Genomic DNA, 22759 nt, shown 5'->3' with positions numbered 1-22759 from the left:
ACAATTGCTCAAGTTTTTGAGGAGGCCAGGAAAATGACCGAACATCAGCAGGCCGAAGCGTTCCGGATCGAGCACGACTCCATGGGCGACGTACGGGTGCCCCTGCACGCCAAGTGGCGCGCCCAGACCCAGCGCGCGGTGGAGAACTTCCCCGTGTCCGGGCAGCGGTTGGAACGCGCCCACATCGAGGCCCTCGCCCGCATCAAGGCCGCGGCCGCCGTGGTGAACGCGCGGCTGGGCGTCGTCGGCGAGGACGTCGCCGACGCGATCCGGTCCGCCGCCGCCGAGGTCGCGGACGGCCGCTGGGACGAGCACTTCCCCGTGGACGTCTTCCAGACCGGCTCCGGGACCTCGTCCAACATGAACACCAACGAGGTGATCGCCACCCTCGCCACCGAGCGGCTGGGCCGGGAGGTGCACCCCAACGACCACGTCAACGCCTCGCAGAGCTCCAACGACGTCTTCCCGTCGTCCATCCACATCGCCGCCACCGCCGCCGTCAGCGGCGAGCTGATCCCGGCCCTGGAGCACCTCGCCGCCGCGCTGGAGCGCAAGGCGGCCGAGTTCGCGCAGGTGGTCAAGGCGGGGCGGACCCACCTGATGGACGCCACCCCGGTCACCCTGGGCCAGGAGTTCGGCGGATACGCGGCCCAGATCCGCTACGGCGTCGAGCGGCTGCGCGCGGCCCTCCCCCGCCTCGCCGAGCTGCCGCTGGGCGGCACCGCGGTGGGCACCGGCATCAACACCCCGCCCGGGTTCTCCGCCGCCGTGATCGCCGAGGTGGCCGCCGCCACCGGGCTGCCGCTGACCGAGGCCCGCGACCACTTCGAGGCCCAGGGGGCGCGGGACGCGCTGGTGGAGACCTCCGGGATGCTCCGCACGGTCGCCGTCTCGCTCACCAAGATCTCCAACGACCTGCGCTGGATGGCGTCCGGGCCGCGCACCGGATTGGCCGAAATCAATCTCCCGGATCTCCAGCCCGGCTCCTCGATCATGCCCGGAAAGGTCAATCCGGTGGTCCCGGAGGCCGTCCTGATGGTCGCCGCCCAGGTCATGGGGAACGACGCCACCGTCGCGGTGGCGGGCGCGGCAGGCAACTTCGAGCTCAATGTGATGCTCCCGGTGATGGCCAGGAACCTCCTCGAATCGATCCGGCTGCTCGGCAGCGCGAGCCGGCTGCTGGCCGACCGCACGGTCGACGGGATCACCGCCAACGAGGCGCGGGCCAGGGAATACGCCGAGTCCTCGCCCTCCGTGGTGACCCCGCTCAATCGCTACATCGGCTACGAGGAGGCCGCCAAGGTGGCCAAGAGGTCCCTCGCCGAGCGGAAGACGATCAGGGAGGTCGTCCTGGAGTCCGGCTACGTGGAACGCGGCGCCCTGACCCTGGAGCAGCTCGACGAGGCCCTGGACGTGCTGCGCATGACGCACCCGTGACCCGCGGGACCCGGCCCCCGGGCGGGGGCCGGATCCGGTCGATTCCCGTCCGCCAACCCCCCAGTGACCTGCACCGCAGCGGGGGCGCGGGCCCCCGCCCTAAGATCTCCGCATGACAGGTACTTTCAAGCCCGGGAGCGGCTCGGCGCAGGACGCGCCGCAGGGCCCCGCGCAGGGCACGCGCTGGGCGCCCGGGGAGCAGATCCTCTGGCGCTACCGCGACCACGCCCCGGGTCTGAAGGGCCCGGTGCACATCTGCCGCCCGGTGACGGTGGTTCAGGACACGGACGAGCTGCTGGCCGTCTGGATGGCCCCGGGCACCGAGTGCGTCAAGCCGGTCCTGGCCGACGGCACCTCCGTCCACGAGGAACCGCTCGCCACCCGCTACACCGCGCCGCGCACGACCGTGCGCTCGCGCTGGTTCGGCGGCGGGGTGCTGAAGCTGGCCCGGCCCGGGGACCCGTGGTCGGTGTGGCTGTTCTGGGGGAACGGCTGGCGGTTCAAGAACTGGTACGTGAACCTGGAGGAGCCCCGGTCGCGATGGGCCGGCGGAGTGGATTCCGTGGACCACTTCCTCGACATCGCCGTCTACCCCGACCGCAGCTGGAAGTGGCTGGACGAGGACGAGTTCGCCCAGGCGCAGCGGTCCGGCCTGATGGACCGGGAGCAGGCGCTGCGGGTCCGGCACGCCGGTCGCGCGGCGGTCTCGCTGATCGAGGAATGGGGAGCTCCGTTCTCCGACGGCTGGCAGGACTGGCGGCCGGATCCCGCCTGGAGAATTCCGGCCCTTCCGGAGGACTGGGACCGCACCCCGGCGCATATGACCTCATGAGACCCTTGATGCGCCCCCGGGGTTCAAACGTAGGATCGTGCTCCGCGAGGTCGCGCGCGCGGGGCGGTGCGTTCGGGCCGTGCATCCACAAGTGTCGCGCCGCACGCGGAACCTGACGGGAGGTCGGCGCGGGGGCGGGAGGCAAAGAGGAACCTCGGGGCGATGGTGCCCGGGCCGCTGAGCGGGTATACCGCGACTGACCGAGTTGAGTGCAGCGCACATCGAGCGCAAACGGACGGAATTCCACGCGTGACGGAGTACCCCACCTCCCAGGAGGGCCCGCAGCCCGTCGCCTCCGGCGGAGGTACGGACGAGGCCGGCCACGGCAAGGCGCCCATCGCCGCCGCCGAGGCCGTACGCACGCATGCGCCGAGCGCGGGCGCCGGGCATGCCGCAGAGCCGGGCGGCGGCGCGGCCGCGGCGGCTTCCGACGCGCGCTCGGCCCGCTCCGCGGCGGGCGCGGGCGGGGCCGCCGGACTTCCCCGGCCCCGCCGCAAGGCTCCCGCGCCGGGCGAGTCCGGCGGCCCGGCCGCCCCGGACCCGGTCCAGGGGCAGGACCAGGACGGCGTCCGGCTGCGGGACGGCGCGGCCGCCCGCAACGCCGCGGGCGCCACCGCCGGACACGGCGGACCCTCCGAGCCGCCCCGCCCGCGCGGTGACGGCCCCGCCGCCGCGGCCGGTGCCGACGAGACCTCCGGTCAGAACAGCGGCCACCACGGCGGCGGGAGCGGCATACCGGTCGCAGGCACCGGGGAGGCGACGGCCGCGCGCCGCGAAGGCGACCGGCTGCGTTTCGTGGGCGCCGCCACCCGGCGCATCGCCCGCGGCATCGACCTGGACGAGATCGTGCTCGGCCTGTGCCGGGCCACCGTGCCCACCTTCTCGGACGCCATCCTCGTCTACCTGCGCGATCCGCTCCCGGTCGGCGACGAGCGGCCCGTCGGCCCGGTCGTTTTAAGGCTCCGGCGCACCGACCGGCTCCGGCCGATCGACGACCTGACGGACATCAGCAGCACCATCGGCGCGGGGATGGACCTCGCCGGGGCCGCGGGGGCCACCGGCGAGCTCGACTTCAGCCAGCTGCCGCTGGTCGGCCCGCAGGGTGACCTGCCCGCGGCCGAGCTGTGCGAGATCCGGCCCGGCGGCGCGCTCGCCGAAGTGCTGCGCGGCGTACGGCCCGTCTTCGGGTCCTCCGCCGCCGCCCGGGCGGCACTGCCCGAGCTGCTCGGCGTGGACCATCCGCTGCCGCGCGGCAACCGGGCCGTGCTCGCGCCCCTGCGCGGCCGCCGGCGGGTGATCGGCGCCGCCGTCTTCCTGCGCAGCCCGGAGCGTCCCGCCTTCGAGCAGAACGACCTCCTGGTCGCCGCCCAGCTGGCCACCCACACCGCGCTGGGCATCGACAAGGCCGTCCTGTACGGCCGTGAGGCGTACATCGCGGACGAGCTGCAGCGCACGATGCTGCCCGACAGCCTGCCGCAGCCCACCGGGGTGCGGCTGGCCTCCCGCTACCTGCCCGCCGCCGAGACGGCGCGGGTCGGCGGCGACTGGTACGACGCCATACCGCTGCCCGGCAGCCGGGTCGCGCTCGTCGTCGGCGACGTCATGGGCCACTCCATGACCTCCGCCGCGATCATGGGCCAGCTCCGGACCACGGCGCAGACCCTCGCGCAGCTGGACCTGCCGCCCGCCGAGGTCCTGCACCACCTGGACGAGCAGGCGCAGCGCCTGGGCTCCGACCGCATGGCCACCTGCCTGTACGCCGTCTACGATCCGGTCGCGCACCGGATCACCATCGCCAACGCCGGTCACCCGCCGCCGGTGCTGCTGCACCTGGGCGGCCGCGCCGAGGTGCTCCGCGTGCCGCCCGGCGCGCCCATCGGCGTCGGCGGCGTGGACTTCGAGGCCGTGGAGCTGGACGCGCCCGCCGGGGCCACCCTGCTGCTCTACACCGACGGCCTGGTGGAGTCGCGCCTGCGGGACGTGTGGACCGGCATCGAGCAGCTGCGGGAGCGGCTGGCCACCACCGCCCAGCTGACGGGCCTGGACCACCCGCCGCCGCTGGAGGCCCTGTGCGACGACGTGCTGGACATGCTCGGTCCGGGCGACCGGGACGACGACATCGCCCTGCTGGCGGCTCGTTTCGACGGGATCGCGCCCAGTGACGTCGCGTACTGGTTCCTGGACCCGGAGGAGACCGCTCCGGGCCGGGCCCGCCGGTTCGCCCGCCGCGCGCTGACCCGGTGGGGTCTGGAGGAGCTGAGCGACTCGCTGGAGCTGTTGGTCAGCGAGGTGGTCACCAATGCCGTCCGGTACGCGGAGCGGCCCGTGACGCTGCGTCTGCTGCGGACGGACGTGCTGCGCTGCGAGGTCGGCGACGACTCCCCGCAACTGCCCCGCCAGCGCCGGGCGCGGGACACGGACGAGGGCGGCCGCGGCCTGTTCCTGGTCAACCGGATGGCCCGCCGCTGGGGTGCGACCCGTCTGAGCAGTGGCAAGGTGGTCTGGTTCGAGCTCCCGTTGCCGGGGGCCCAGGAGCGGCGCTGACCGCACGACGAACCGCACGGGCAGGAGCCCCTGCCGAAAAGCCGCCGCCCCGCAGCCTGATGGCTGCGGGGCGGCGGTCTGTCAGCGGTCCTCGTTCCCGAAGATCGGCGGGTCCGGCGGCTTGGGACCGCCGGTCTTGGTCGGCGTCGTCGTCGGCGTCGCCGTCGGCGTGGTCGTCGGCGTCGCGCCGGTCTTCGTCGGCGTGGGGCTCACCGGCGCCGTCGGGGACTGCGCCGGGCTGCTGCTGGTCGCCGGCGGGCTGGAGGACTGGCTCGTCGTGGGCGTCGGCGAGGCGCTGCGGGACGGCGTCTGCACGGCGCCCATCTCCGCGTCCGAGGTGTCGAACTTGCCCGTGTCCGCGCCCTTGAGCGCGGCCAGCGTGTACGCCTTCCAGATCGAGGCGGGGAAGCTGGAGCCGCCCGCGCGTCCCAGGCCGGCGGTGCCGGTCAGGGTGACCTGGTTGTGCGAGCCCGGCTCCTCGCCGAACATCGCGACGACGGTGACCAGCTCGGGCGTGTAACCGGTGAACCAGCCGGAGAAGTTCGACTCACTGGTACCGGTCTTGCCGGCCGCCTCGTAGGAGCTGCTGCGGACCTTGTTGCCGGAGCCGCCCTCGTCGTTGACCACGCCCTGGAGCACCTTGGTGACGGTGTCGGCGGTCTTGCGGCTGATGGCCTGGCTGCCGATGGCCTGCTGCGGGGTGAACTCGCGTTCCTTGTGGCTGGCGCTCTTGATGATCGTCGGCGTGACCTTCTTGCCGTGGTTGTCGAAGCTGGCGTAGACGCCGGCCATCTCCAGGGTGCTCGCGGTCATCGTGCCGAGCGCCATGGCCGGCCTGTCGTCGGGCCAGCCATCGCGGTCCACCATGCCGAGGGCCAGGGCCGTCTTCTTCACGTTGGGCGGCTTCACGTCCACGATCATCTGGGCGTAGACGGAGTTCACCGAGAAGTTGGTGGCTTCCTGGACCGTCATCATCGGGTCGCCGTAGTTCTTGTTGTCCTGGTTCTGCGGGTTGAACGGGATCTTGCTGCCGAGAACCTGGCGCTTGCTGGTGCCGTCGTAGAGCGAGTTCGGCGTGATCGGCTTGCCGTCCTGGGTCTTCGACCCGTTCTCCAGGGCGGAGGCGAGCACGACCGGCTTGAAGGTCGAGCCCGGCTGGTAGTCCTTGCGCAGGGCGTTGCTCTCGGACTTCTCCTGCAGGCCCTGGCCGCCGTACATGGCGACGATGGCACCGGTCTTCGCGTCCACGGAGGTCGCGCCGGCCTGGACGCTCTGGTCCTGGGGCCGGCCCTTGGTGTCCTTGCGGTCGAGCTTCGACTCCAGCTCGTCGTCGACGGCCTTCTCCAGCGCCGCCTGCTTCGTCTTGTCGACGTTGAGCGTGATGGTCCAGCCGCCGGCCGCGATCTGCGCGTCGTTGATGTTCTGCTTGTTCAGCTCGTCGTTGGCGGCCTGGACCAGGTAGCCCTTCTGGCCGTCCATGCCCGGGCGGGGCTTGGGCTTGATCGGCGGCGGCAGCGTCATGGTCTTGCGCTTGGCCGGGTCCAGCTTGCCCATCTCGACCATGTTGTCGAGGACGGCGTTGAAGCGGATGTTGACCAGCCGCGTGCCGTTCGGGCCGGCCGTCGCCAGGTCGTACTGGCTGGGGGCCTGGATGACGGCGGCGAGGTAGGCGCCCTGCTCCAGGGTGAGCTTGTCGGAGTCGACCCCGTAGAAGGCCTGGGCCGCGGCCTGGATGCCGTACGCGTTGCGGCCGTAGAAGTTCGTGTTCAGGTAGCCGACGAGGACGTCGTCCTTCTCCATGCGCTGGTCGACCTTGAGGGAGATGATCAGCTCCCGGAGCTTGCGCGTCGCCGACTGGTCCTGCGTCAGGTAGTAGTTCTTGACGTACTGCTGGGTGATCGTCGAACCGCCGGCCTTGCCCTTGCCGGTGGCCGTGTTGAACAGGCCCCGCGCCACGCCCATCACGTCGATGCCGCGGTCGCTGTAGAAGGACTTGTTCTCGATGGCGATGAACGCGGTGCGGACGTCCTCGGGAATCTTGTCGATCGGCACGATCTCGCGGTTCGTGTCACCGGTGCGGGCCATGATCGAGCCGTCGGAGTACCGGTAGGTGTTGCTCTGGAGCGTGGCCTGCTTGTTCGGGTCGGAGGGTTCGTCCACCGAGAAGTAGAGGACGATCGCCGCGGCCATGAGGAGGAGGATCATCCCGAGGAACGTCCCGAGGATCTTCTTCCACGTGAAGAGGCGACGTATGCCGCTGCGTTTGCCGGCGCCGCCCTTGCCCTTGGCGCCGCCCGCGCGGCTGCTTGGCGCACGCCCCGCACCGCGCTGCTGCGCCTTACGCACTTCTGCTCGGCCCATCGCTCCCGCTCCGCTCGATTACCCCCCCGACGTCAGCTCAGAAAGCTAACACCGCAGGCTGTGACAAAGGATGGTCAACCCTTACCAATACCGGTCAATCCGGACGTGAGAATGAGCACCCACATCACTGGAACCGACGCTCACCTAAGCCGAAGGGTTGCCGCAACGCAAAAAAGTGATATCAATTTGCTAGACGGTCCGAGCGGCCGTGACCAGAGAAACGGGGCAAATGATGACGAACCAAATCGCCACACCGGACGGGGTACGGGAGTTCACCGCGCGCAGCGTGGGCGGCGGTCTGGCCCTACTCCTCGGACTGGCGGGCCTGTTGGCGGGCGGGGGCCTCATCGCGGCGGGCGCGGCGGCGACGGCCGTCGCGGCCAAGGCGACGCTGATCGCCCTCGGCTTCCTCACGATCCTCGGCTCCGTCATAGCGATGAGCGGCCTGAACACCGTGGCGCCGGGCGAGGCCCGGGTCGTGCAGCTCTTCGGCCGCTACCGGGGCACGATCCGCGCCGACGGACTGCGCTGGGTCAACCCGCTCACCTCGCGCGAGAAGATCTCCACCCGGGTGCGCAACCACGAGACGGCCGTCCTGAAGGTCAACGACGCCTACGGCAACCCGATCGAGCTGGCGGCGGTCGTGGTGTGGCGGGTGGAGGACACCGCGCGGGCCACCTTCGAGGTCGACGACTTCACGGAGTTCGTCGAGACCCAGACCGAGGCGGCGGTCCGGCACATCGCGATCGAGTACCCGTACGACTCGCACGACGAGGGCGGCCTGTCGCTGCGCGGGAACGCCGAGGAGATCACCGAGAAGCTGGCGGTCGAACTGCACGCGCGCGTCGACGCGGCCGGCGTGCACATCATCGAGTCCCGCTTCACGCATCTCGCGTACGCTCCGGAGATCGCCTCCGCGATGCTCCAGCGCCAGCAGGCGGGCGCGGTCGTGGCGGCGCGCAAGCAGATCGTGGAGGGTGCGGTGGGCATGGTCGAGCTGGCGCTGACCCGGCTGGCGGAGCAGGACATCGTGGAGCTGGACCCGGAACGCAAGGCGGCCATGGTCTCGAACCTGATGGTCGTCCTCTGCGGCGACCGCGCGGCCCAGCCGGTGGTCAACACGGGAACCCTCTACCAGTGACCCCGGGCGGCGAGCAGAGCCCCGCGGCGGGCCGGCAGGCGCGCAAGCAGGTACTGCTGCGGCTCGATCCGCAGGTGTACGAGGCGCTGGCCCGCTGGGCCGGCGAGGAGCTGCGCAGCGCGAACGCGCAGATCGAGTTCCTGCTCCGCCGCGCCCTCGCCGAGGCCGGCCGCCTCCCCTCCAGCCCCGGCCCCCTTCCCCGCCGGGGCCGCCCCCCGAAGTCCGCGGACTGACCCGTCCGGGGGCCGGACCGCGCGCGGCGCAGTCCGGCCCCGTTTTCCCGCCCTCTATACACTCCGCGTATACACACAGTGTAGAGTCGCCGGCATGTCCATCGGTCACACGCTCCTGGGCCTCCTCGAGGCCGGCCCGCGCCACGGCTACGACCTCAAGCGCGCCTTCGACGAGAAATTCGGTCACGACCGCCCCCTCGCCTACGGACAGGTCTACTCGACCATGTCCCGCCTCCTGAAGAACGGCCTCGTCGAGGTCGACGGCATAGAGAGCGGCGGCGGGCCCGAACGCAAGCGGTACGCCATCACCGACGCCGGGATCACCGACGTCGAGGCCTGGCTCTCCCAGCCCGAGAAGCCCGAGCCCTACCTCCACTCGACCCTCTACACCAAGGTCGTCCTCGCCCTGCTCACCGGCCGCCGCGCCGACGAGCTGCTGGACACCCAGCGCGCCGAGCACCTGCGCCTCATGCGCATCCTCACCCAGCGCAAGCGCAAGGGCGACATCGCCGACCAGCTCGTCTGCGACCACGCCCTCTTCCACCTGGAGGCGGACCTGCGGTGGCTGGAGCTCACCGCGGCCCGCCTCGACCAGCTCGCGCGGGAGGTCCGCCGATGATGACCCCGGCCGGTTCCCTCCTCGCCGCGACGGACCTGCGCAAGGCGTTCGGAACCACCAAGGCCCTGGACGGCGCCGAGTTCTCCATCCACCCGGGCGAGGTCGTCGCCGTCATGGGCCCCTCCGGGTCCGGCAAGTCGACGCTGCTGCACTGCCTCGCGGGCATCGTCCCGCCCGACTCCGGCTCCATCGCCTACGCCGGACGCGAGCTCACCTCCATGAACGATGCCGAGCGCAGCGAGCTGCGCCGCACCGAGTTCGGCTTCGTCTTCCAGTTCGGGCAGCTCGTACCGGAGTTGACCTGTGTGGAGAACGTCGCCCTCCCGCTGCGCCTGACCGGCGTCAAGCGCAAGGAGGCCGAACGCACCGCCCTGCACTGGATGGAGCAGCTCCAGGTGGAGGACCTCGGGGCCAAGCGGCCCGGCGAGATATCCGGCGGCCAGGGGCAGCGCGTGGCGGTCGCCCGCGCCCTGGTCACCCGCCCCCGGGTGATCTTCGCCGACGAGCCCACCGGAGCCCTCGACTCCCTCAACGGCGAACTCGTCATGCAGCTGCTCACGGAGACCGCCCGGTCCGCGAACGCCGCCGTCGTGCTCGTCACGCACGAGACGCGCGTGGCCGCCTACTCCGACCGCGAGATCGTCGTGCGCGACGGGAAGTCCCGCGACATGGAGCGGATCGTATGAGCCGGCTCCGGGTCTGGGCCCGCGATCTCGGCATGGGCACCCGCTTCGCCTTCGGCGGCGGCCGCGAGGGATGGATCCGCACCCTGCTCACCGGTGTCGGCGTCGGTCTCGGCGTCGCGCTGCTGCTGATCAGCACCGCGATCCCCGGCGCCCTCTCCGCGCGCTACGAGCGCGGCGACGCACGGTCGACGATGAGCTCCGAGCGGGCCGACGCGCCCGGCCCCGACACCCTGCTGATCGCCGGCCTCCGCCAGACGTACCACCGGAAGGACATCGAGGGGCACATGGTCCGGGCCGAGGGCCCGGACGCCCCGGTGCCGCCCGGCCTGAAGCGGATCCCCGGCCCGGGCGAGATGGCCCTCTCCCCCGCCCTCGACGCGTTGCTGAAGTCCTCCGACGGCGCCCTGCTGCGCGAGCGGCTCGACGCGCGGGTCAGCGAGATCGTCGGCGACCCGGGGCTGGTCGGCCCCGGCGAACTGCTCTTCTACCTGGGCAGCGACACCCTCCGGCAGAACGGCCCCGAGGACCACCGCGTCGAGCGCGTCACCAGCTTCGGCTACGACGCGGAGCGCGAGGGCCTGGACCCCGTGCTCATGCTGATGGTCGTCCTGACGTTCGTCGCCCTGCTGATGCCCGTCGCCGTCTTCATCGCCACCGCCGTCCGATTCGGCGGCGACCGGCGCGACCGGCGGCTCGCCGCGCTGCGGCTGGTGGGCGCCGACAGCAGGATGGTGCGCCGGATCGCGGCCGGCGAGGCGCTGGCCGGCTCGCTGGTCGGACTGGTGCTGGGTACCGGCTTCTTCGCCGTGGGCCGCTCCCTGGTCGGCAGCGTCAGTCTCCGGCAGCGCAGCGTCTTCCCCGCCGACCTCGACCCGGCCCCCTGGCTCGCCGTCCTGGTCTCCCTCGCGGTGCCGGCGGCGGCGGTGGCCGTGACCCTGTTCGCACTGCGCGGCGTGGTCATCGAGCCGCTGGGCGTCGTCCGTACGGCCAAGCCCGCCCGGCGCCGCATCTGGTGGCGGCTGCTGCTCCCGCTGATCGGGCTCGGCCTGCTCGTGCCCATGGGCGGCCGCGGAAACAACCACGGCAGGTTCAACCAGTGGCAGGTCTCCGGAGGGGTGGTGCTGCTGCTGGTCGGGATCACCGTGCTGCTCCCCTGGCTGCTGGAACGTTTCGTCGCGAGGATGTCCGCCGGCCCGGTCTCCTGGCAGCTGGCCGTGCGCCGGCTCCAGGTCAACAGCGGCGCCGCCGCCCGCCTCGTCAACGGCATCGCCGTGGCCGTCGCGGGCGCCATCGCCCTCCAGATGCTCTTCGCGGGCGTCGAGGGCGACTACACCAAGCCGACCGGCCAGGATCCCGGCAGGGCCGCCGTCGCGGTCATCCTCAACCGCGGTTCGGAGGCGCGCCTGGACGACCTCGCGCAGCGGATCTCCGCCGTGCCGGGCGTCACCCGCGCCGTCCCGCTGACCACCACGCAGGTCGCCCACCAGGTGCCCGCCGAGGAGACGGTCCAGGTGACCATCGGCACCTGCGACGCGCTCGGCGAGGTCGCGACGCTCGACTCCTGCAAGGAGGGCGACTCCTTCGTCCTGACCGGCTCCCCCACGAAGGACGCCGTCTACGGAGCCACGGCGAAGCCCGGCGACGAGGTGTTCGTCGGCGACGTCAGGGGGTACGCGTACGGATCCGTGAAGGCCGACCGCCCCGCTCCGGCGAAGTGGAAGGTCCCCGCGGACGCCCGTACGGTCCCCAGCCGGGAGGACCCCACCGGGGAGCTGCGCGGCGGCCTGCTGGTCACCCCGTCGGCCGCGCCCAAGGAGACCGGTGACTACCCGAACGCGCGGATCTTCGTCCAGGTCGACGAATCCGGCCCGGACGCCCTGGACCGGGCGCGCACCGCCGTCTTCAAGGCGGACCCGTTCGTCACGGCGATGACCCTGCGGCACAGCACGGAGGTCGCCGGCTACTCCTCGATCCGCACGGGGCTGTTCTTCGGCGCCACCGCCGTACTGGTCCTGATCGGCGGAAGCCTGCTCGTCTCCCAGCTGGAGCAGTTGCGCGAGCGCCGGCGGCTGCTCTCCTCCCTGGTCGCCTTCGGCACCAAGCGCTCCACGCTGAGCCTGTCGGTGCTGTGGCAGACGGCCGTGCCGATCGTGCTGGGCCTGGTGCTGGCGGCCGGGGCGGGCGTGGGGCTGGGCGCCGTCCTGATGAGCATGGCCGCCCAGCCGGTCCGGATCGACTGGGCGTCGGTGCTCGGGATGACGGCGGCCGGCGCGGGCGTGGTGGTCGTGGTGACCCTGCTCAGCCTGCCGCCGCTGCTGCGGCTGATGCGTCCGGACGGCCTGCGCACGGAGTGACCCCGTACGCACCTGACGCCGAACGCCCCTGATCCCGTACGCCCGTTCCCGGTGACCCCCGCGACTCCCCCTAGTCGGTGGGCCACACCGGGAGCGGGCGTACGGCTTCGCGCAGCGCGGCGGCGATCGTCCGGAACTCCTCCTGGCGGGCGGTCCCGGTGCGCATGGCCAGGGCGATCCGCCGCGAGGGCGCGGGCTCGGCGAAGTACCCGGTGGACAGGTACTCGTTGCGGGCGGTCTCCAGGCGCAGCGCGGAGCGCGGCAGCAGCGTCACGCCCAGCCCCCCGGCGACCAGCTGGACGAGGGTGGAGAGCCCGGCGGCGGTCGTCGTCACGTCCGCCCCGGTGGTGCGCCCCGCCTCCCGGCAGATGTCGAGGGCCTGGTCCCGCAGACAGTGCCCTTCGTCCAGCAACAGCAGCTGCAGCCCCCGCAGTTCCTCCAGCGGGATGTCCCGGCGCCCGGCCAGCGCGTGCTCCCTGGGCGCGAGCAGCACGAAGTCCTCGTCGAACACGGGCAGTTCGGTGACCCCCGGGACCCCCAGCGGCACCGCCAGCAGGAGCAGGTCCAGGCGTCCGGTGGCCAGCCCCTCCAGCAGGGTGGCGGTCTGCTCCTCGTGCACCTGGAGGTCCATCCGGGGGTAGCGCCGGTGGAACAGCCCGAGCACGGTCGGCAACAGGTACGGGGCCACGGTGGGGATCACCCCGAACCGCAGGATCCCGGTGAAGGGGGCCCGTACCGCCTCGGCCTCCTCCAGCAGCCCGCCCATCGCGTCGAGCACCACCTGCGCCCGGGCCGCGATCCGCTCGCCCGCCGGGGAGAGCAGCACCTTGCGGGTGGTGCGCTCCAGCAGCTGCACGCCGAGGGCCTCCTCCAGCGCGGAGACGGCTCCGGAGAGCGCCGGCTGGCTCATCCCGATGGCCGCCGCGGCGTCCCGGAAGTGCAGGTGCTCGGCGACGGCCGCGAAGGCGCGCAACTGTGCGAGGGTCGCCTGCTTCGCTCCCCTATTACCAACGGCCACTGATAGGTACCTCCGATCACCCGCCACAAGACTAGCTATTTCTACAATCAATGCAGGTGTGTCAGCATGTGAGATACGTCCAACCCCATCGGAAAACCCCCAAAAGGGGCTATTTTCCTTTTCTCAAGGAGAGCGCGTGCTCACTGTTGGTGACAAGTTCCCCGCCTTCGACCTGACCGCCTGTGTCTCGCTCGAGGCCGGAGCCGAGTTCGCGCAGATCGACCACAAGACCTACGAGGGCAAGTGGAAGGTCGTCTTCGCCTGGCCGCTCGACTTCACCTTCGTGTGCCCGACCGAGATCGCCGCCTTCGGCAAGCTGAACGACGAGTTCGCCGACCGCGACGCGCAGGTCCTCGGCTTCTCCCTGGACTCCGAGTACGTCCACCACGCCTGGCGCAAGGACCACGCCGACCTGCGTGACCTGCCCTTCCCGATGATGTCCGACATCAAGCGCGAGCTGTCGGCCGAGCTGGGCATCCTCGGCGAGGACGGCCTCCCGATGCGCGCCGTCTTCATCGTGGACCCGAACAACGAGATCCAGTTCTCGATGGTGACCGCCGGTTCCGTGGGCCGTAACCCCAAGGAGGTCCTGCGGGTCCTCGACGCCCTGCAGACCGACGAGCTGTGCCCCTGCAACTGGAACAAGGGCGAGGCCACCATCGACGCCGGCGCGCTGCTGGCCGGTGAGTGACGGATGTCCCTGGACTCCCTGAAGTCGGCCATACCGGACTTCGCCAAGGACCTGAAGCTGAACCTCGGTTCGGTCATCGGCAACAGCGACCTCCCGCAGCAGCAGCTGTGGGGCACCGTCCTGTCCTGCGCGATCGCCGCCCGTTCCCCGCGCGTCCTGCGTGAGCTGGAGCCCGAGGCGAAGGCGAACCTCTCCCCGGAGGCGTACACCGCCGCCAAGTCCGCCGCCGCGATCATGGCGATGAACAACGTCTTCTACCGCACGCGGCACCTGCTCTCCGACCCGGAGTACGGCACGCTGCGCGCGGGCCTGCGGATGAACGTCATCGGCAACCCGGGCGTGGAGAAGGTCGACTTCGAGCTGTGGTCGCTCGCGGTCTCCGCGGTCAACGGCTGCGGCCAGTGCCTGGACTCGCACGAGCAGGTCCTGCGCAAGGCCGGCGTCGACCGCGAGACGATCCAGGAGGCCTTCAAGATCGCCTCGGTGATCCAGGCCGTCGCGGTCACCCTCGACGCCGAGGCCGTCCTCGCCGCCGAGTAGGCACGCGTACGACCGTCAGGGCCCCCGCAGCCGTCTCCGGCCGCGGGGGCCCTGCGCGTTCACTTCCTGAGTGCGGCCATCAGCGCCCGCGCGTCCTCGACCGCAGCCGCTGCCAGCACGTCCCGGTCGGGCCGTACCGAGGGCTTCGGCTGCGACTCCGGACCGTCCTCGAGCTGGCCGAAGAACATCACCTCGACGATGAACACCGCGCCGCCGTCACGGACCCGCAACTGGAGGCCGTCGCCGGCCCCGGGGGTACTGAGGAGAGCCTGCTCCCCCAGACCGGGGACCGCCTCCCACTGGTCGGCACCGGTGCCGTCGATGGTCCGGTCGTACCGGGCGCCGAGCTCGAACTCGGGCCCCGGATCCGTCTTCTTGTGCAGCTCGACCACGGCGACGACGAAGAACTCCCCGGCGGCGGCCGAACGGTCACTGTTATGGCTGCAGGAGGCCCAGTCCATGGCCGGATGCCGGCCGCCCTTGCGCGGATCGGAGTTCGCGAACCCGCCCAGCCCGTCGGACAGGGCCGGCGCCTTGAACTGGCCGCACAGGTTGTCCGTGACCCGGTAGCGGATCTCCGGCTCCTCCAGCCGGTCCCCGTAGGCGTACAGCCCGCCCGCCCACAGCGCGGAGGTGACCACCACGGCCGCCGGCACCCACCACCACGGCGGGCGGGGCCCCCGCGCCTCGCGCACCACGGTGTCCTGCGCGACCTCGGCCGGCCGCGCCGACTCCCACTCCCCGTCCAGTTCGGGCTCTGTGATCATCCCGTTCCCCCAGTCCTCAGCGCAGCCGTGAGCTCGCGCACGTCCTTGATCATCGCCGCCCGGACCGCGGTGGCGTGAGTGGCGAGTCGGTCGTTCTTCGGCCTTCGACCGGGACGGGCTAGGACCTGCGGTCCGTGCTGTCGGGCACGACGCCCAGGGCCGTCGAGCCGTGCGGGGCCGGGCCGACCATGCCGGCTCCGTGGTGGAGCTGCTCGCGCGAGTACGCCTTCAGGTATCCGACCACCGTGTTGGTGACCGCCACCAGCGGAACGGCGACCACCGCACCGCCGATGCCCGCGATCATGCCGCCGGCGGCCACCGCGAGCACCACCGCGAGCGGGTGCACCCGTACCGCCCGGCCGAGGATGAAGGGCTGCAGCACGTGCCCCTCGATCTGCTGCACCGCCAGCACCACGAGCAGCACCATCAGGGCGGTGAACACGCCCTGGGTGACGAGCGCCACGACCACCGCGAGGGCCCCCGAGACCACCGCGCCGACCAGCGGGATGAAGGCGAACAGGAAGATGAAGACGGCCAGCGGCACCGCCATCGGCACGTCCAGGAAGTAGATGCCGAGGCCGATGAAGATGGCGTCGATGAGGGCGACGATGACCGTGCCGCGCACGTACGCGGTCAGCGTGCGCCAGGCCCGCGGACCGGCCCCGGCGACACCGGCCCGGGCGGCGGCCGGGACGAGGCCCAGGGCCCAGTTCCAGATGCGCTTGCCGTCGTAGAGCAGGAAGAGCGTCGAGAACATCGCGAGCAGGATGCCGGTGAGGACCTCGACGAGGACCGTCACGCCCTGCAGTCCGGCGGAGGTGATCTGCTCGGTGTTCGTGCCGATGGTCTCGCTGAGGTTCTTCGCGATGTCGTTGATCTGCTTCTCGGTCACGTGGAACGGACTGTCCAGTGCCCAGAGCTTGAGCTCGTTGATGCCGTCGCGGACCCGGTCGGAGAGGTCGTCGAGGTTCTCCATGACCTGCCAGACCACGAACCAGCCGACGAGCCCGATGACGACGAAGCCGAGGATCGCCGTGACGGCCGTGGCCAGCCCCCGCGGCAGGCCCAGCCGGCGCAGCCGGACGACGAAGGGCTGGAGCATCGCGGTGACGAGCATGGCGGCGGCGAAGGCGAGGACGACCAGGCGGACTTCACTGATCACCTTCATCAGCACCCAGAGCATCCCGGCGAGCAGCAGCAGCCGCCAGCTGGCCTCGGCGGCGACGCGCATCCCCCACGGGACCACGCTCGCCGGGTCGGGGCGCTCGGGGACGGCCGGCGCGGCCGGGTGGGACGCGGGGGCCGGCGGGGCGGCAACGGGCGGCGCGGGCGCGGCCGTCGCGGTGGCGGGCGGCTCGGGGGCGGCCGGCCCGGGCGCGGCGGCACGCCGCGGGTCCCCGGTGGTCTCGGCCTCGACCTCGGCGCGCCGCTCGTTGAGCCGCGCCTCCATCCGGTTCAGCTTGTTCCCGAGCCGGCCGAGCCAGCCTTCCCGCTTCGCCATGTCACTTCCTTCCCCCGCCCCCGTCTACGGGCGCACCCCGAAGACCGTACACGCGAGGAGCCCCGCACCGTAGGACGGTGCGGGGCTCCCCGGGGTTGAGCGTGCTCTAGTACCAGCCGTTGGCCTGGTGGAAGGTCCATGCGGCACAGGGGCTGCCGTAGCGGTCTTCCATGTAGTTCAGGCCCCACTTGATCTGCGTGGCGGGGTTGGTGCGCCAGTCCGCGCCGGCCGAGGCCATCTTCGAACCGGGCAGCGCCTGGACCAGACCGTAGGCCCCGGAGGACTTGTTCACGGCCAGGTAGTTCCAGGTGGATTCCTGGTTGATGATCTTCGAGAAGCACTGGAACTGGCCGGCCGGGACCATCTGCTGGGCGATGGCCTTGACCTGGGCGACCGTGTAGGAGCTCTGCGGGGCGAAGTCGCCGGCGTCGCGGGCGGCGGAGCGGCTGGCGACCTCTTCCTTCGCCTCGCGCTCCTTCTTCGCCTTCTCGTCCGCGGCCTTCTGCGCTTCGGCCTTCTTGGACTTGGCGTCCTCGGCGGCCTGCAGGCGGGCTGCCTCCTCGGCCGAGCGCTTGGCGTCGGCGTCGGCGGCGTGGGCGATGGTGTCGGCCTGCTGCGTCAGGGACGCGCTCTGGACCTGCGCCTGATCGCCGACCGGGATTTCGGCAAGGAGAGTCGCGCCGGAAGCGGTCGTCTCGAGATCGTTCGTGGGGTCGCCGGTGGCAACGCCCACGACTGCGCCGACGGTGGTGACCGCGGTGGCCGAAGCCACGGCGAACCCCCGGACCGAGATCCGGCTCACACGGTGTCCTTCCAGCAGCGTCCGCAGTGACCGCGCGGGCGCAAAAGTGCCCCTCGACACTGGCCTCCGTGGTTCTACGGTCACTGGAGGCGCGGGCCCGTGGGCAACTCCCTCGCGGGGGCTGCTCCGTGAAACTCCGGGCGGCATACGGCATTCGACTGTGGAGTTGTGGTGCTGCGTGTACCTCAAGGGAGATACAGATGTGCCGTATGCGGGGCCTGACGGAAACCAGACTCTGCCGGAACGCGACACCGCAAGGCAATTCTCCGATGCGTGGGAAAGGTCACACCTGGCATGTCGCCGTCGATTTCGCCAAAGGGCTGTGCAGCACGACGCCGCCCGGCTAGGCTCTCGGGCCTTTGCCGGGCGGCGCCAACTCACCTTCCCGCTATGAGGTTTTTGACCGTTTCGACGGCCCTGGAGGGGGCCGCCGGGGTCAGAGGGTTTCGAGCATCTCGGTGACCAGGGCGGCGATCGGGGAGCGCTCGGACCGCGTGAGCGTGACGTGCGCGAAGAGCGGATGTCCCTTCAACTTCTCGACCACGGCGACGACTCCGTCGTACCGGCCCACCCGCAGGTTGTCCCGCTGAGCCACGTCGTGGGTCAGAACAACCCGCGAATTCGCCCCGATCCGGGACAGAACGGTCAGCAGGACGTTCCGCTCCAGCGACTGCGCCTCGTCCACGATCACGAAGGCGTCGTGCAGCGAACGGCCGCGGATGTGCGTGAGCGGCAGGACCTCCAGCATCCCGCGGTTCAGCACCTCCTCGATGACCTCGCGCCCGGCGACCGCCGAGAGGGTGTCGAAGACCGCCTGCGCCCAGGGGCTCATCTTCTCGGAGGCGTCCCCGGGCAGGTAGCCGAGGTCCTGGCCGCCCACCGCGTACAGCGGCCGGAAGACCATCACCTTCTGATGCTGCCTCCGCTCCAGCACCGCCTCCAGGCCGGCGCACAGGGCCAGCGCGGACTTTCCGGTGCCGGCCCGGCCTCCCATCGAGATGATCCCGATCTCGGGGTCGAGGAGGAGGTCGAGCGCGATGCGCTGCTCGGCGCTGCGGCCGTGCAGCCCGAAGGCTTCGCGGTCGCCCCGTACGAGCTTCACGTTGCCGTCCGCGGTGACCCGGCCGAGCGCCTTGCCGCGCTCGGACTGCAGGACCAGTCCGGTGTGCACGGGCAGTTCGGCGACCTCCGGGACGTAGAGCCGCTCTTCCGAGTAGAGGAGGTCCACCTGCTCTCCGGAGAGGGCGACTTCGCTCATGCCCGTCCAGCCGGCATCGGTGATCGCGAGCTCCGCCCGGTACTCCTCCGCGATCAGCCCGACGGAGGAGGCCTTGATGCGCAGCGGGAGATCCTTCGAGACCACCGTGACGTCGTAGCCCTCGGCCTGCAGATTGCGGGCGACGGCGAGGATCCGCGAGTCGTTGTCCCCCAGTCGGAAGCCGGCGGGCAGGACACCCGGGTCGGAGTGGTTGAGCTCGACACGCAGGGTGCCGCCCAGATCGCCCAGCGGGATGGGGGCGTCGAGGCGGCCGTTCCGGACCCGGAAGTCGTCGAGCAGGCGCAGGGCCTGGCGCGCGAAGTAGCCGAGTTCGGGATGGTGCCTCTTTGCCTCCAGCTCGGTGATCACCACGATCGGGAGCACGACCTCGTGCTCGTCGAAGCGGGAGATCGCGTTGGGGTCTGCCAGCAGGACGCTGGTGTCGAGGACGTAGGTCCGCCTGTCGGGCAGGCGGCGCTTTGTGCTGGTCACCACGGAAGGACGTACCCCCTCGGAAGAGGTCGGGCCATGAAGACCGGACCGGTCATCGGCACCCATGCCGGGGCCGATTTCCGGCCCTCCCACTCCGTCCGTGCGAACCGCACGTGCGTCCTGGTGCAAAGGGCCTCCCGGGCGGACGACCCCATGCCGTCCGCTGAGACTCGACACCCGTGGATCGGGCATCGACCTGAAAGGGATATTCCCCGATCAGGCCAGGCCATGCCATGGCATATGACGGACGCTCGGTGAATCCCTGGTGAAGGGTTCCGGGAGGGGGCCGAGGGGGAGCTGCGACTGCCCGCGGGGTACTGCGGGGCTCAGGTGCCGTAGCGCCGGTGGCGGGCCGCGTAGTCGCGCAGGGCCCGCAGGAAGTCGACCTTGCGGAAGGCCGGCCAGAAGACTTCGCAGAAGTAGTACTCGGAGTGCGCGCTCTGCCACAGCATGAATCCGGACAGCCGCTGCTCGCCGCTGGTGCGGATCACGAGGTCCGGGTCGGGCTGGCCGCGCGTGTAGAGGTGCTCGGCGATGTGGTCGATGTCGAGGATCTCGGCGAGCTCCTCGAAGGAGGTGCCCTTCCGCGCGTGCTCCAGGAGCAGCGAGCGGACCGCGTCCGCGATCTCCTGCCGGCCGCCGTAGCCGACGGCGACGTTGACGAGTATGCCGTCGACGTCGTGGGTGGCCTGCTCGGCCTCCTTGAGCACCGTCTGCGTCCCGGCGGGCAGGATGTCGAGGTTGCCGACATGGTGGACGCGCCAGCGGCCGTCCGCGGCGAGGCCCCGCACGGTGTTCTCGATGATGTTGAGCAGTGGGCGGAGCTCGACCTCGGGCCGGTCCAGGTTGTCGGTGGACAGCATCCACAGGGTGACGACCTCGACGTCCGTCTCGGTGCACCAGCCGAGCATCTCGGAGATCTTGTCGGCGCCGGCCTGATGGCCCTGCACCGTGGAGCTCCCCGAGGCCTTGGCCCAGCGCCTGTTCCCGTCCAGGATGACGCCGATGTGCTTGGGCGCCGCGTCGTGGTCGAGGCGGCCTTCCACCCGGCGTGCGTAAAGCCTGTACACCAGGTCGCGCAGCTTCACGATCTTCCAGCCCCTCCGTGCAATGCCCCCGTGCCATGTGCGGTCTCCCCCGAGGCGGCCACATTACTGCGCGGTGGGACGGGGTACCCAACTCGGTCTGTCACAAGTCCGTGATAGGGAGGACAACGTGACTGATACCAATCCCTATCGGGCAGAGCCCTCGCGCTACGACTCCATGGAGTACCGGCGCACCGGCCACAGCGGCCTCAAGCTCCCCGCGATCTCCCTCGGCCTCTGGCACAACTTCGGCGACGACAAGTCCCTGGAGTCCCAGCGGGGGATCCTGCGCCGCGCCTTCGACCTCGGCGTCACCCACTTCGACCTGGCGAACAACTACGGACCGCCGCCCGGCTCGGCCGAGCTGAACTTCGGCAAGATCTTCGCGCAGGACTTCGCGTCCTACCGCGACCAGCTGATCCTCTCCACCAAGGCCGGCTACTTCATGCACGAGGGGCCGTACGGCGAGTGGGGCAGCCGGAAGTACCTGCTCAGCTCGCTCGACGCCTCGCTGAAGCGGATGGGCGTGGACTACGTCGACATCTTCTACTCGCACCGCTTCGACCCGGAGACCCCGCTGGAGGAGACCATGGGCGCCCTCGCGTCCGCGGTCCAGCAGGGCAAGGCGCTGTACGTGGGCGTCTCCTCGTACACGGCGGAGCAGACGGCGGAGGCCGTGCGGATCCTGCGCGGCATGGGCGTGCGCCCCCTCATCCACCAGCCCTCGTACTCCATGATCAACCGCTGGACGGAGGAGGACGGGCTGCTGGACACCCTGGAGGACTCCGGGATGGGGTGCATCTCCTTCGCGCCGCTCGCGCAGGGGATGCTGACCGGCAAGTACCTGAAGGGCATCCCGGCGGACTCGCGCGCCGCCCAGGGCAAGTCCCTCAACCCGGACCTGCTGTCGGACGAGGTGCTGCGCCGGCTGTCCGGGCTGAACGAGATCGCGGCCCGCCGCGGCCAGTCCCTGGCCCAGCTGGCACTCAAGTGGGTGCTGCGCGACGACCGGATGACCTCGGCGCTGATCGGCGCTTCCAGCGTGAAGCAGCTGGAGGAGAACGTGGCCGCGCTGGCGTCCGCGCCGCTCTCCGAGGCCGAGTTGAAGGAGATCGACTCCTTCGCGGTGTCCACCCCCGGCACCAACATCTGGGCCCAGCGCGGCTGACCTGCGCATTCGTCTCGCCGCCCGGTGGAACGGCGGAGAAACGAAAAACGGGCCGGTCCGTGGGGGGGATACGGACCGGCCCGAGGGGGGGGTTCCACCATAACCCTTCGTAAAGCATGCTGCGTGCATTGGCACGCCACGATTACGCTCCGAAACCGCCCAGCAGCAATCCGGTGAGTGCTCCGGCCGTCATGAAGGGGCCGAACGCGAAGCCCTGGTCGCGGGTCCCCGAGCCGCGCAACAGCAGGGTGAGGCCGTAGAGGGCCCCGTAGAGGAGGCCCAGGAAGGCCCCTGCCGCCCATACCCCCCACCCGTACCACCCAAGAGCGACCCCCAGCGGGAGCGCCAGCTTGACGTCGCCGAAGCCCATGCCGGCGGGGTTGATCAGGTGGAGCAACAGGTACGCGGCTCCGAGCGCGCAGCCACCGGACAGCGCGAGCCGCCAGTCGCCTCCGGCGCGGGGCAGGAGGGCGGCCGCACCGAGGCCGGCGGCGAGCGCGGCGGCGAGCGGCAGGGTCAGCGCGTCGGGCAGCCGGTGCACGGCGCGGTCCACGAGCGCGAGCAGCACGGCCACCGGGGCGAGCCCCACGAGGACCACCGCCTCGGGCCGCAGCCCGACGGCCGCCGCGAGCACGGCGCAGAGCGCCCCGGCGAGGGCGGCGAGGGGGCCGGCGGGCCTCCCGTAGGCGTGCGGCGCCGTGGACCCGGGGCCCTGGCAGCGGGCCTGCCCGAGCCAGCCGCGCACCCGGTGCCCCTGCGGGCAGCGGCCCCGCCAAGGCTCCCCCGGCTCGACGGAGAACCGGTACGCGGCCCGCGGCAGCAGCCACCCGGCGGTGGCGCCGTAGCCACCGGCAAGAACGATCAGAACGACCCCCATCCGGCGACGGTAGCCCCGCCGTCCCCCGCGGCGCGGAGCTCCTGGGGCTCCGCCCCAGACCCCGGTCCTCAAACGCCGGACAGGCTGAAAGATCGCCTCAAACGCCGGCGGGGCTGGAATATCCAGCCCCGCCGGCGTTTGAGGCGCGGGGTTCGGGTCGGAGCCCCGGTCTTGAAGCCCCGCCGGCGTTTGAGGCGCGGGGTCTGGGGCGGAGCCCCGGTCTTGAAGCCCCGCCGGCGTTTGAGGCGCGGGGTTCGGGGCGGAGCCCCGGTCTTGAAGCCCCGCCGGCGTTTGAGGTGCGGGGTCTGGGGCGGAGCCCCAGGGAACGGCTCCGCGCAGCGGCACCCGCACCC

19 protein-coding genes are annotated in these 22759 nt (G+C 71.4%); 11 read left to right on the top strand and 8 right to left on the bottom strand.

Going from position 1 to position 22759, the window contains the following annotated elements; all coding sequences use genetic code 11:
- Positions 1–33: 33 nt before the first annotated feature.
- The 3 genes from ACIPYQ_RS07900 (at position 34) to ACIPYQ_RS07890 (ending at position 4813) form a co-directional block, all read left to right on the top strand.
- On the top strand, positions 34–1437 hold the full coding sequence (locus ACIPYQ_RS07900) for a class II fumarate hydratase (protein ID WP_362240848.1): 1404 nt from the start codon (positions 34–36) through the stop codon (positions 1435–1437).
- A gap of 112 nt (positions 1438–1549) precedes the next feature.
- Entirely contained in the window at positions 1550–2269 is a 720-nt protein-coding gene (locus ACIPYQ_RS07895) for a DUF402 domain-containing protein (RefSeq protein WP_401247274.1), read from the top strand.
- A gap of 249 nt (positions 2270–2518) precedes the next feature.
- Positions 2519–4813: a SpoIIE family protein phosphatase gene (locus ACIPYQ_RS07890; RefSeq protein ID WP_401247272.1), complete on the top strand. Its 2295-nt coding sequence runs from the start codon at positions 2519–2521 to the stop codon at positions 4811–4813.
- 81 nt (positions 4814–4894) lie between these two features.
- Here the strand turns inward: ACIPYQ_RS07890 and ACIPYQ_RS07885 are convergent, their stop codons facing one another.
- The gene (locus tag ACIPYQ_RS07885; RefSeq protein WP_401247269.1) at positions 4895–7174 is read right to left on the bottom strand and encodes a transglycosylase domain-containing protein; all 2280 of its coding nucleotides are present in this window, start codon (positions 7172–7174) and stop codon (positions 4895–4897) included.
- Between the two features lie 232 nt (positions 7175–7406).
- On the opposite strand from ACIPYQ_RS07885, the gene ACIPYQ_RS07880 reads away from it, so the two are divergent.
- The 5 genes from ACIPYQ_RS07880 (at position 7407) to ACIPYQ_RS07860 (ending at position 12207) form a co-directional block, all read left to right on the top strand.
- Positions 7407–8315: an SPFH domain-containing protein gene (locus ACIPYQ_RS07880; protein WP_401247710.1), complete on the top strand. Its 909-nt coding sequence runs from the start codon at positions 7407–7409 to the stop codon at positions 8313–8315.
- Positions 8312–8548, top strand: coding sequence for a hypothetical protein (locus ACIPYQ_RS07875; protein ID WP_361769739.1), 237 nt, complete (start codon positions 8312–8314; stop codon positions 8546–8548). Before ACIPYQ_RS07880 ends, ACIPYQ_RS07875 begins: the two co-directional genes overlap by 4 nt.
- 94 nt (positions 8549–8642) lie before the next feature.
- Positions 8643–9167, top strand: a complete 525-nt coding sequence (locus ACIPYQ_RS07870) for a PadR family transcriptional regulator (RefSeq protein WP_361769738.1) — start codon at positions 8643–8645, stop codon at positions 9165–9167.
- The gene (locus ACIPYQ_RS07865; RefSeq protein ID WP_401247707.1) at positions 9167–9853 is read left to right on the top strand and encodes an ABC transporter ATP-binding protein; all 687 of its coding nucleotides are present in this window, start codon (positions 9167–9169) and stop codon (positions 9851–9853) included. The genes ACIPYQ_RS07870 and ACIPYQ_RS07865 overlap by 1 nt, the downstream gene beginning before the upstream one ends.
- Positions 9850–12207, top strand: a complete 2358-nt coding sequence (locus ACIPYQ_RS07860; protein ID WP_401247265.1) for an FtsX-like permease family protein — start codon at positions 9850–9852, stop codon at positions 12205–12207. Before ACIPYQ_RS07865 ends, ACIPYQ_RS07860 begins: the two co-directional genes overlap by 4 nt.
- A gap of 70 nt (positions 12208–12277) precedes the next feature.
- Here ACIPYQ_RS07860 and ACIPYQ_RS07855 read toward each other — a convergent pair whose 3' ends face one another.
- Positions 12278–13225, bottom strand: a complete 948-nt coding sequence (locus ACIPYQ_RS07855) for a hydrogen peroxide-inducible genes activator (RefSeq protein WP_361769732.1) — start codon at positions 13223–13225, stop codon at positions 12278–12280.
- Positions 13226–13361: 136 nt separating this feature from the next.
- Here ACIPYQ_RS07855 and ACIPYQ_RS07850 point away from each other — a divergent pair, with 136 nt between their 5' ends.
- Together ACIPYQ_RS07850 and ACIPYQ_RS07845 are read left to right on the top strand one after the other, a co-directional pair.
- On the top strand, positions 13362–13916 hold the full coding sequence (locus ACIPYQ_RS07850; protein WP_030713953.1) for a peroxiredoxin: 555 nt from the start codon (positions 13362–13364) through the stop codon (positions 13914–13916).
- A gap of 3 nt (positions 13917–13919) precedes the next feature.
- Positions 13920–14456 (top strand): alkyl hydroperoxide reductase, encoded by a 537-nt coding sequence (locus ACIPYQ_RS07845; RefSeq protein ID WP_401247261.1) that lies wholly within the window; start codon positions 13920–13922, stop codon positions 14454–14456.
- Positions 14457–14515: 59 nt separating this feature from the next.
- On the opposite strand, the gene ACIPYQ_RS07840 is transcribed toward ACIPYQ_RS07845, so the two are convergent.
- The 5 genes from ACIPYQ_RS07840 to ACIPYQ_RS07820 all read right to left on the bottom strand — a co-directional run bounded on the left by ACIPYQ_RS07840 (position 14516) and on the right by ACIPYQ_RS07820 (position 20364).
- Positions 14516–15223 carry a hypothetical protein gene (locus ACIPYQ_RS07840; protein ID WP_401247258.1) on the bottom strand — a complete coding sequence of 236 codons (708 nt, stop codon included), beginning with the start codon at positions 15221–15223 and terminating at the stop codon, positions 14516–14518.
- A gap of 118 nt (positions 15224–15341) precedes the next feature.
- Positions 15342–16724: an AI-2E family transporter gene (locus ACIPYQ_RS07835; protein ID WP_401247255.1), complete on the bottom strand. Its 1383-nt coding sequence runs from the start codon at positions 16722–16724 to the stop codon at positions 15342–15344.
- Positions 16725–16830: 106 nt separating this feature from the next.
- Positions 16831–17526 carry a transglycosylase SLT domain-containing protein gene (locus tag ACIPYQ_RS07830; RefSeq protein ID WP_361769724.1) on the bottom strand — a complete coding sequence of 232 codons (696 nt, stop codon included), beginning with the start codon at positions 17524–17526 and terminating at the stop codon, positions 16831–16833.
- Positions 17527–17962: 436 nt separating this feature from the next.
- Entirely contained in the window at positions 17963–19279 is a 1317-nt protein-coding gene (locus tag ACIPYQ_RS07825) for a PhoH family protein (protein ID WP_361769722.1), read from the bottom strand.
- A gap of 323 nt (positions 19280–19602) precedes the next feature.
- Complete coding sequence (locus ACIPYQ_RS07820) at positions 19603–20364, bottom strand: isoprenyl transferase (RefSeq protein WP_361769720.1); 762 nt, start codon at positions 20362–20364, stop codon at positions 19603–19605.
- A 127-nt stretch (positions 20365–20491) separates the two neighbouring features.
- On the opposite strand from ACIPYQ_RS07820, the gene mgrA reads away from it, so the two are divergent.
- On the top strand, positions 20492–21529 hold the full coding sequence (gene mgrA, locus ACIPYQ_RS07815) for an L-glyceraldehyde 3-phosphate reductase (RefSeq protein ID WP_401247250.1): 1038 nt from the start codon (positions 20492–20494) through the stop codon (positions 21527–21529).
- 142 nt (positions 21530–21671) lie between these two features.
- Here the strand turns inward: mgrA and ACIPYQ_RS07810 are convergent, their stop codons facing one another.
- A complete protein-coding gene (locus ACIPYQ_RS07810) occupies positions 21672–22406 on the bottom strand; it encodes a prepilin peptidase (protein ID WP_401247247.1) in 735 nt (244 codons plus the stop codon).
- Positions 22407–22759: the final 353 nt, after the last annotated feature.

The organism is Streptomyces sp. NPDC090045 (assembly GCF_044747975.1).
Lineage (GTDB): Bacteria > Actinomycetota > Actinomycetes > Streptomycetales > Streptomycetaceae > Streptomyces.
This window is presented reverse-complemented; position numbering and strand designations above follow the sequence as displayed.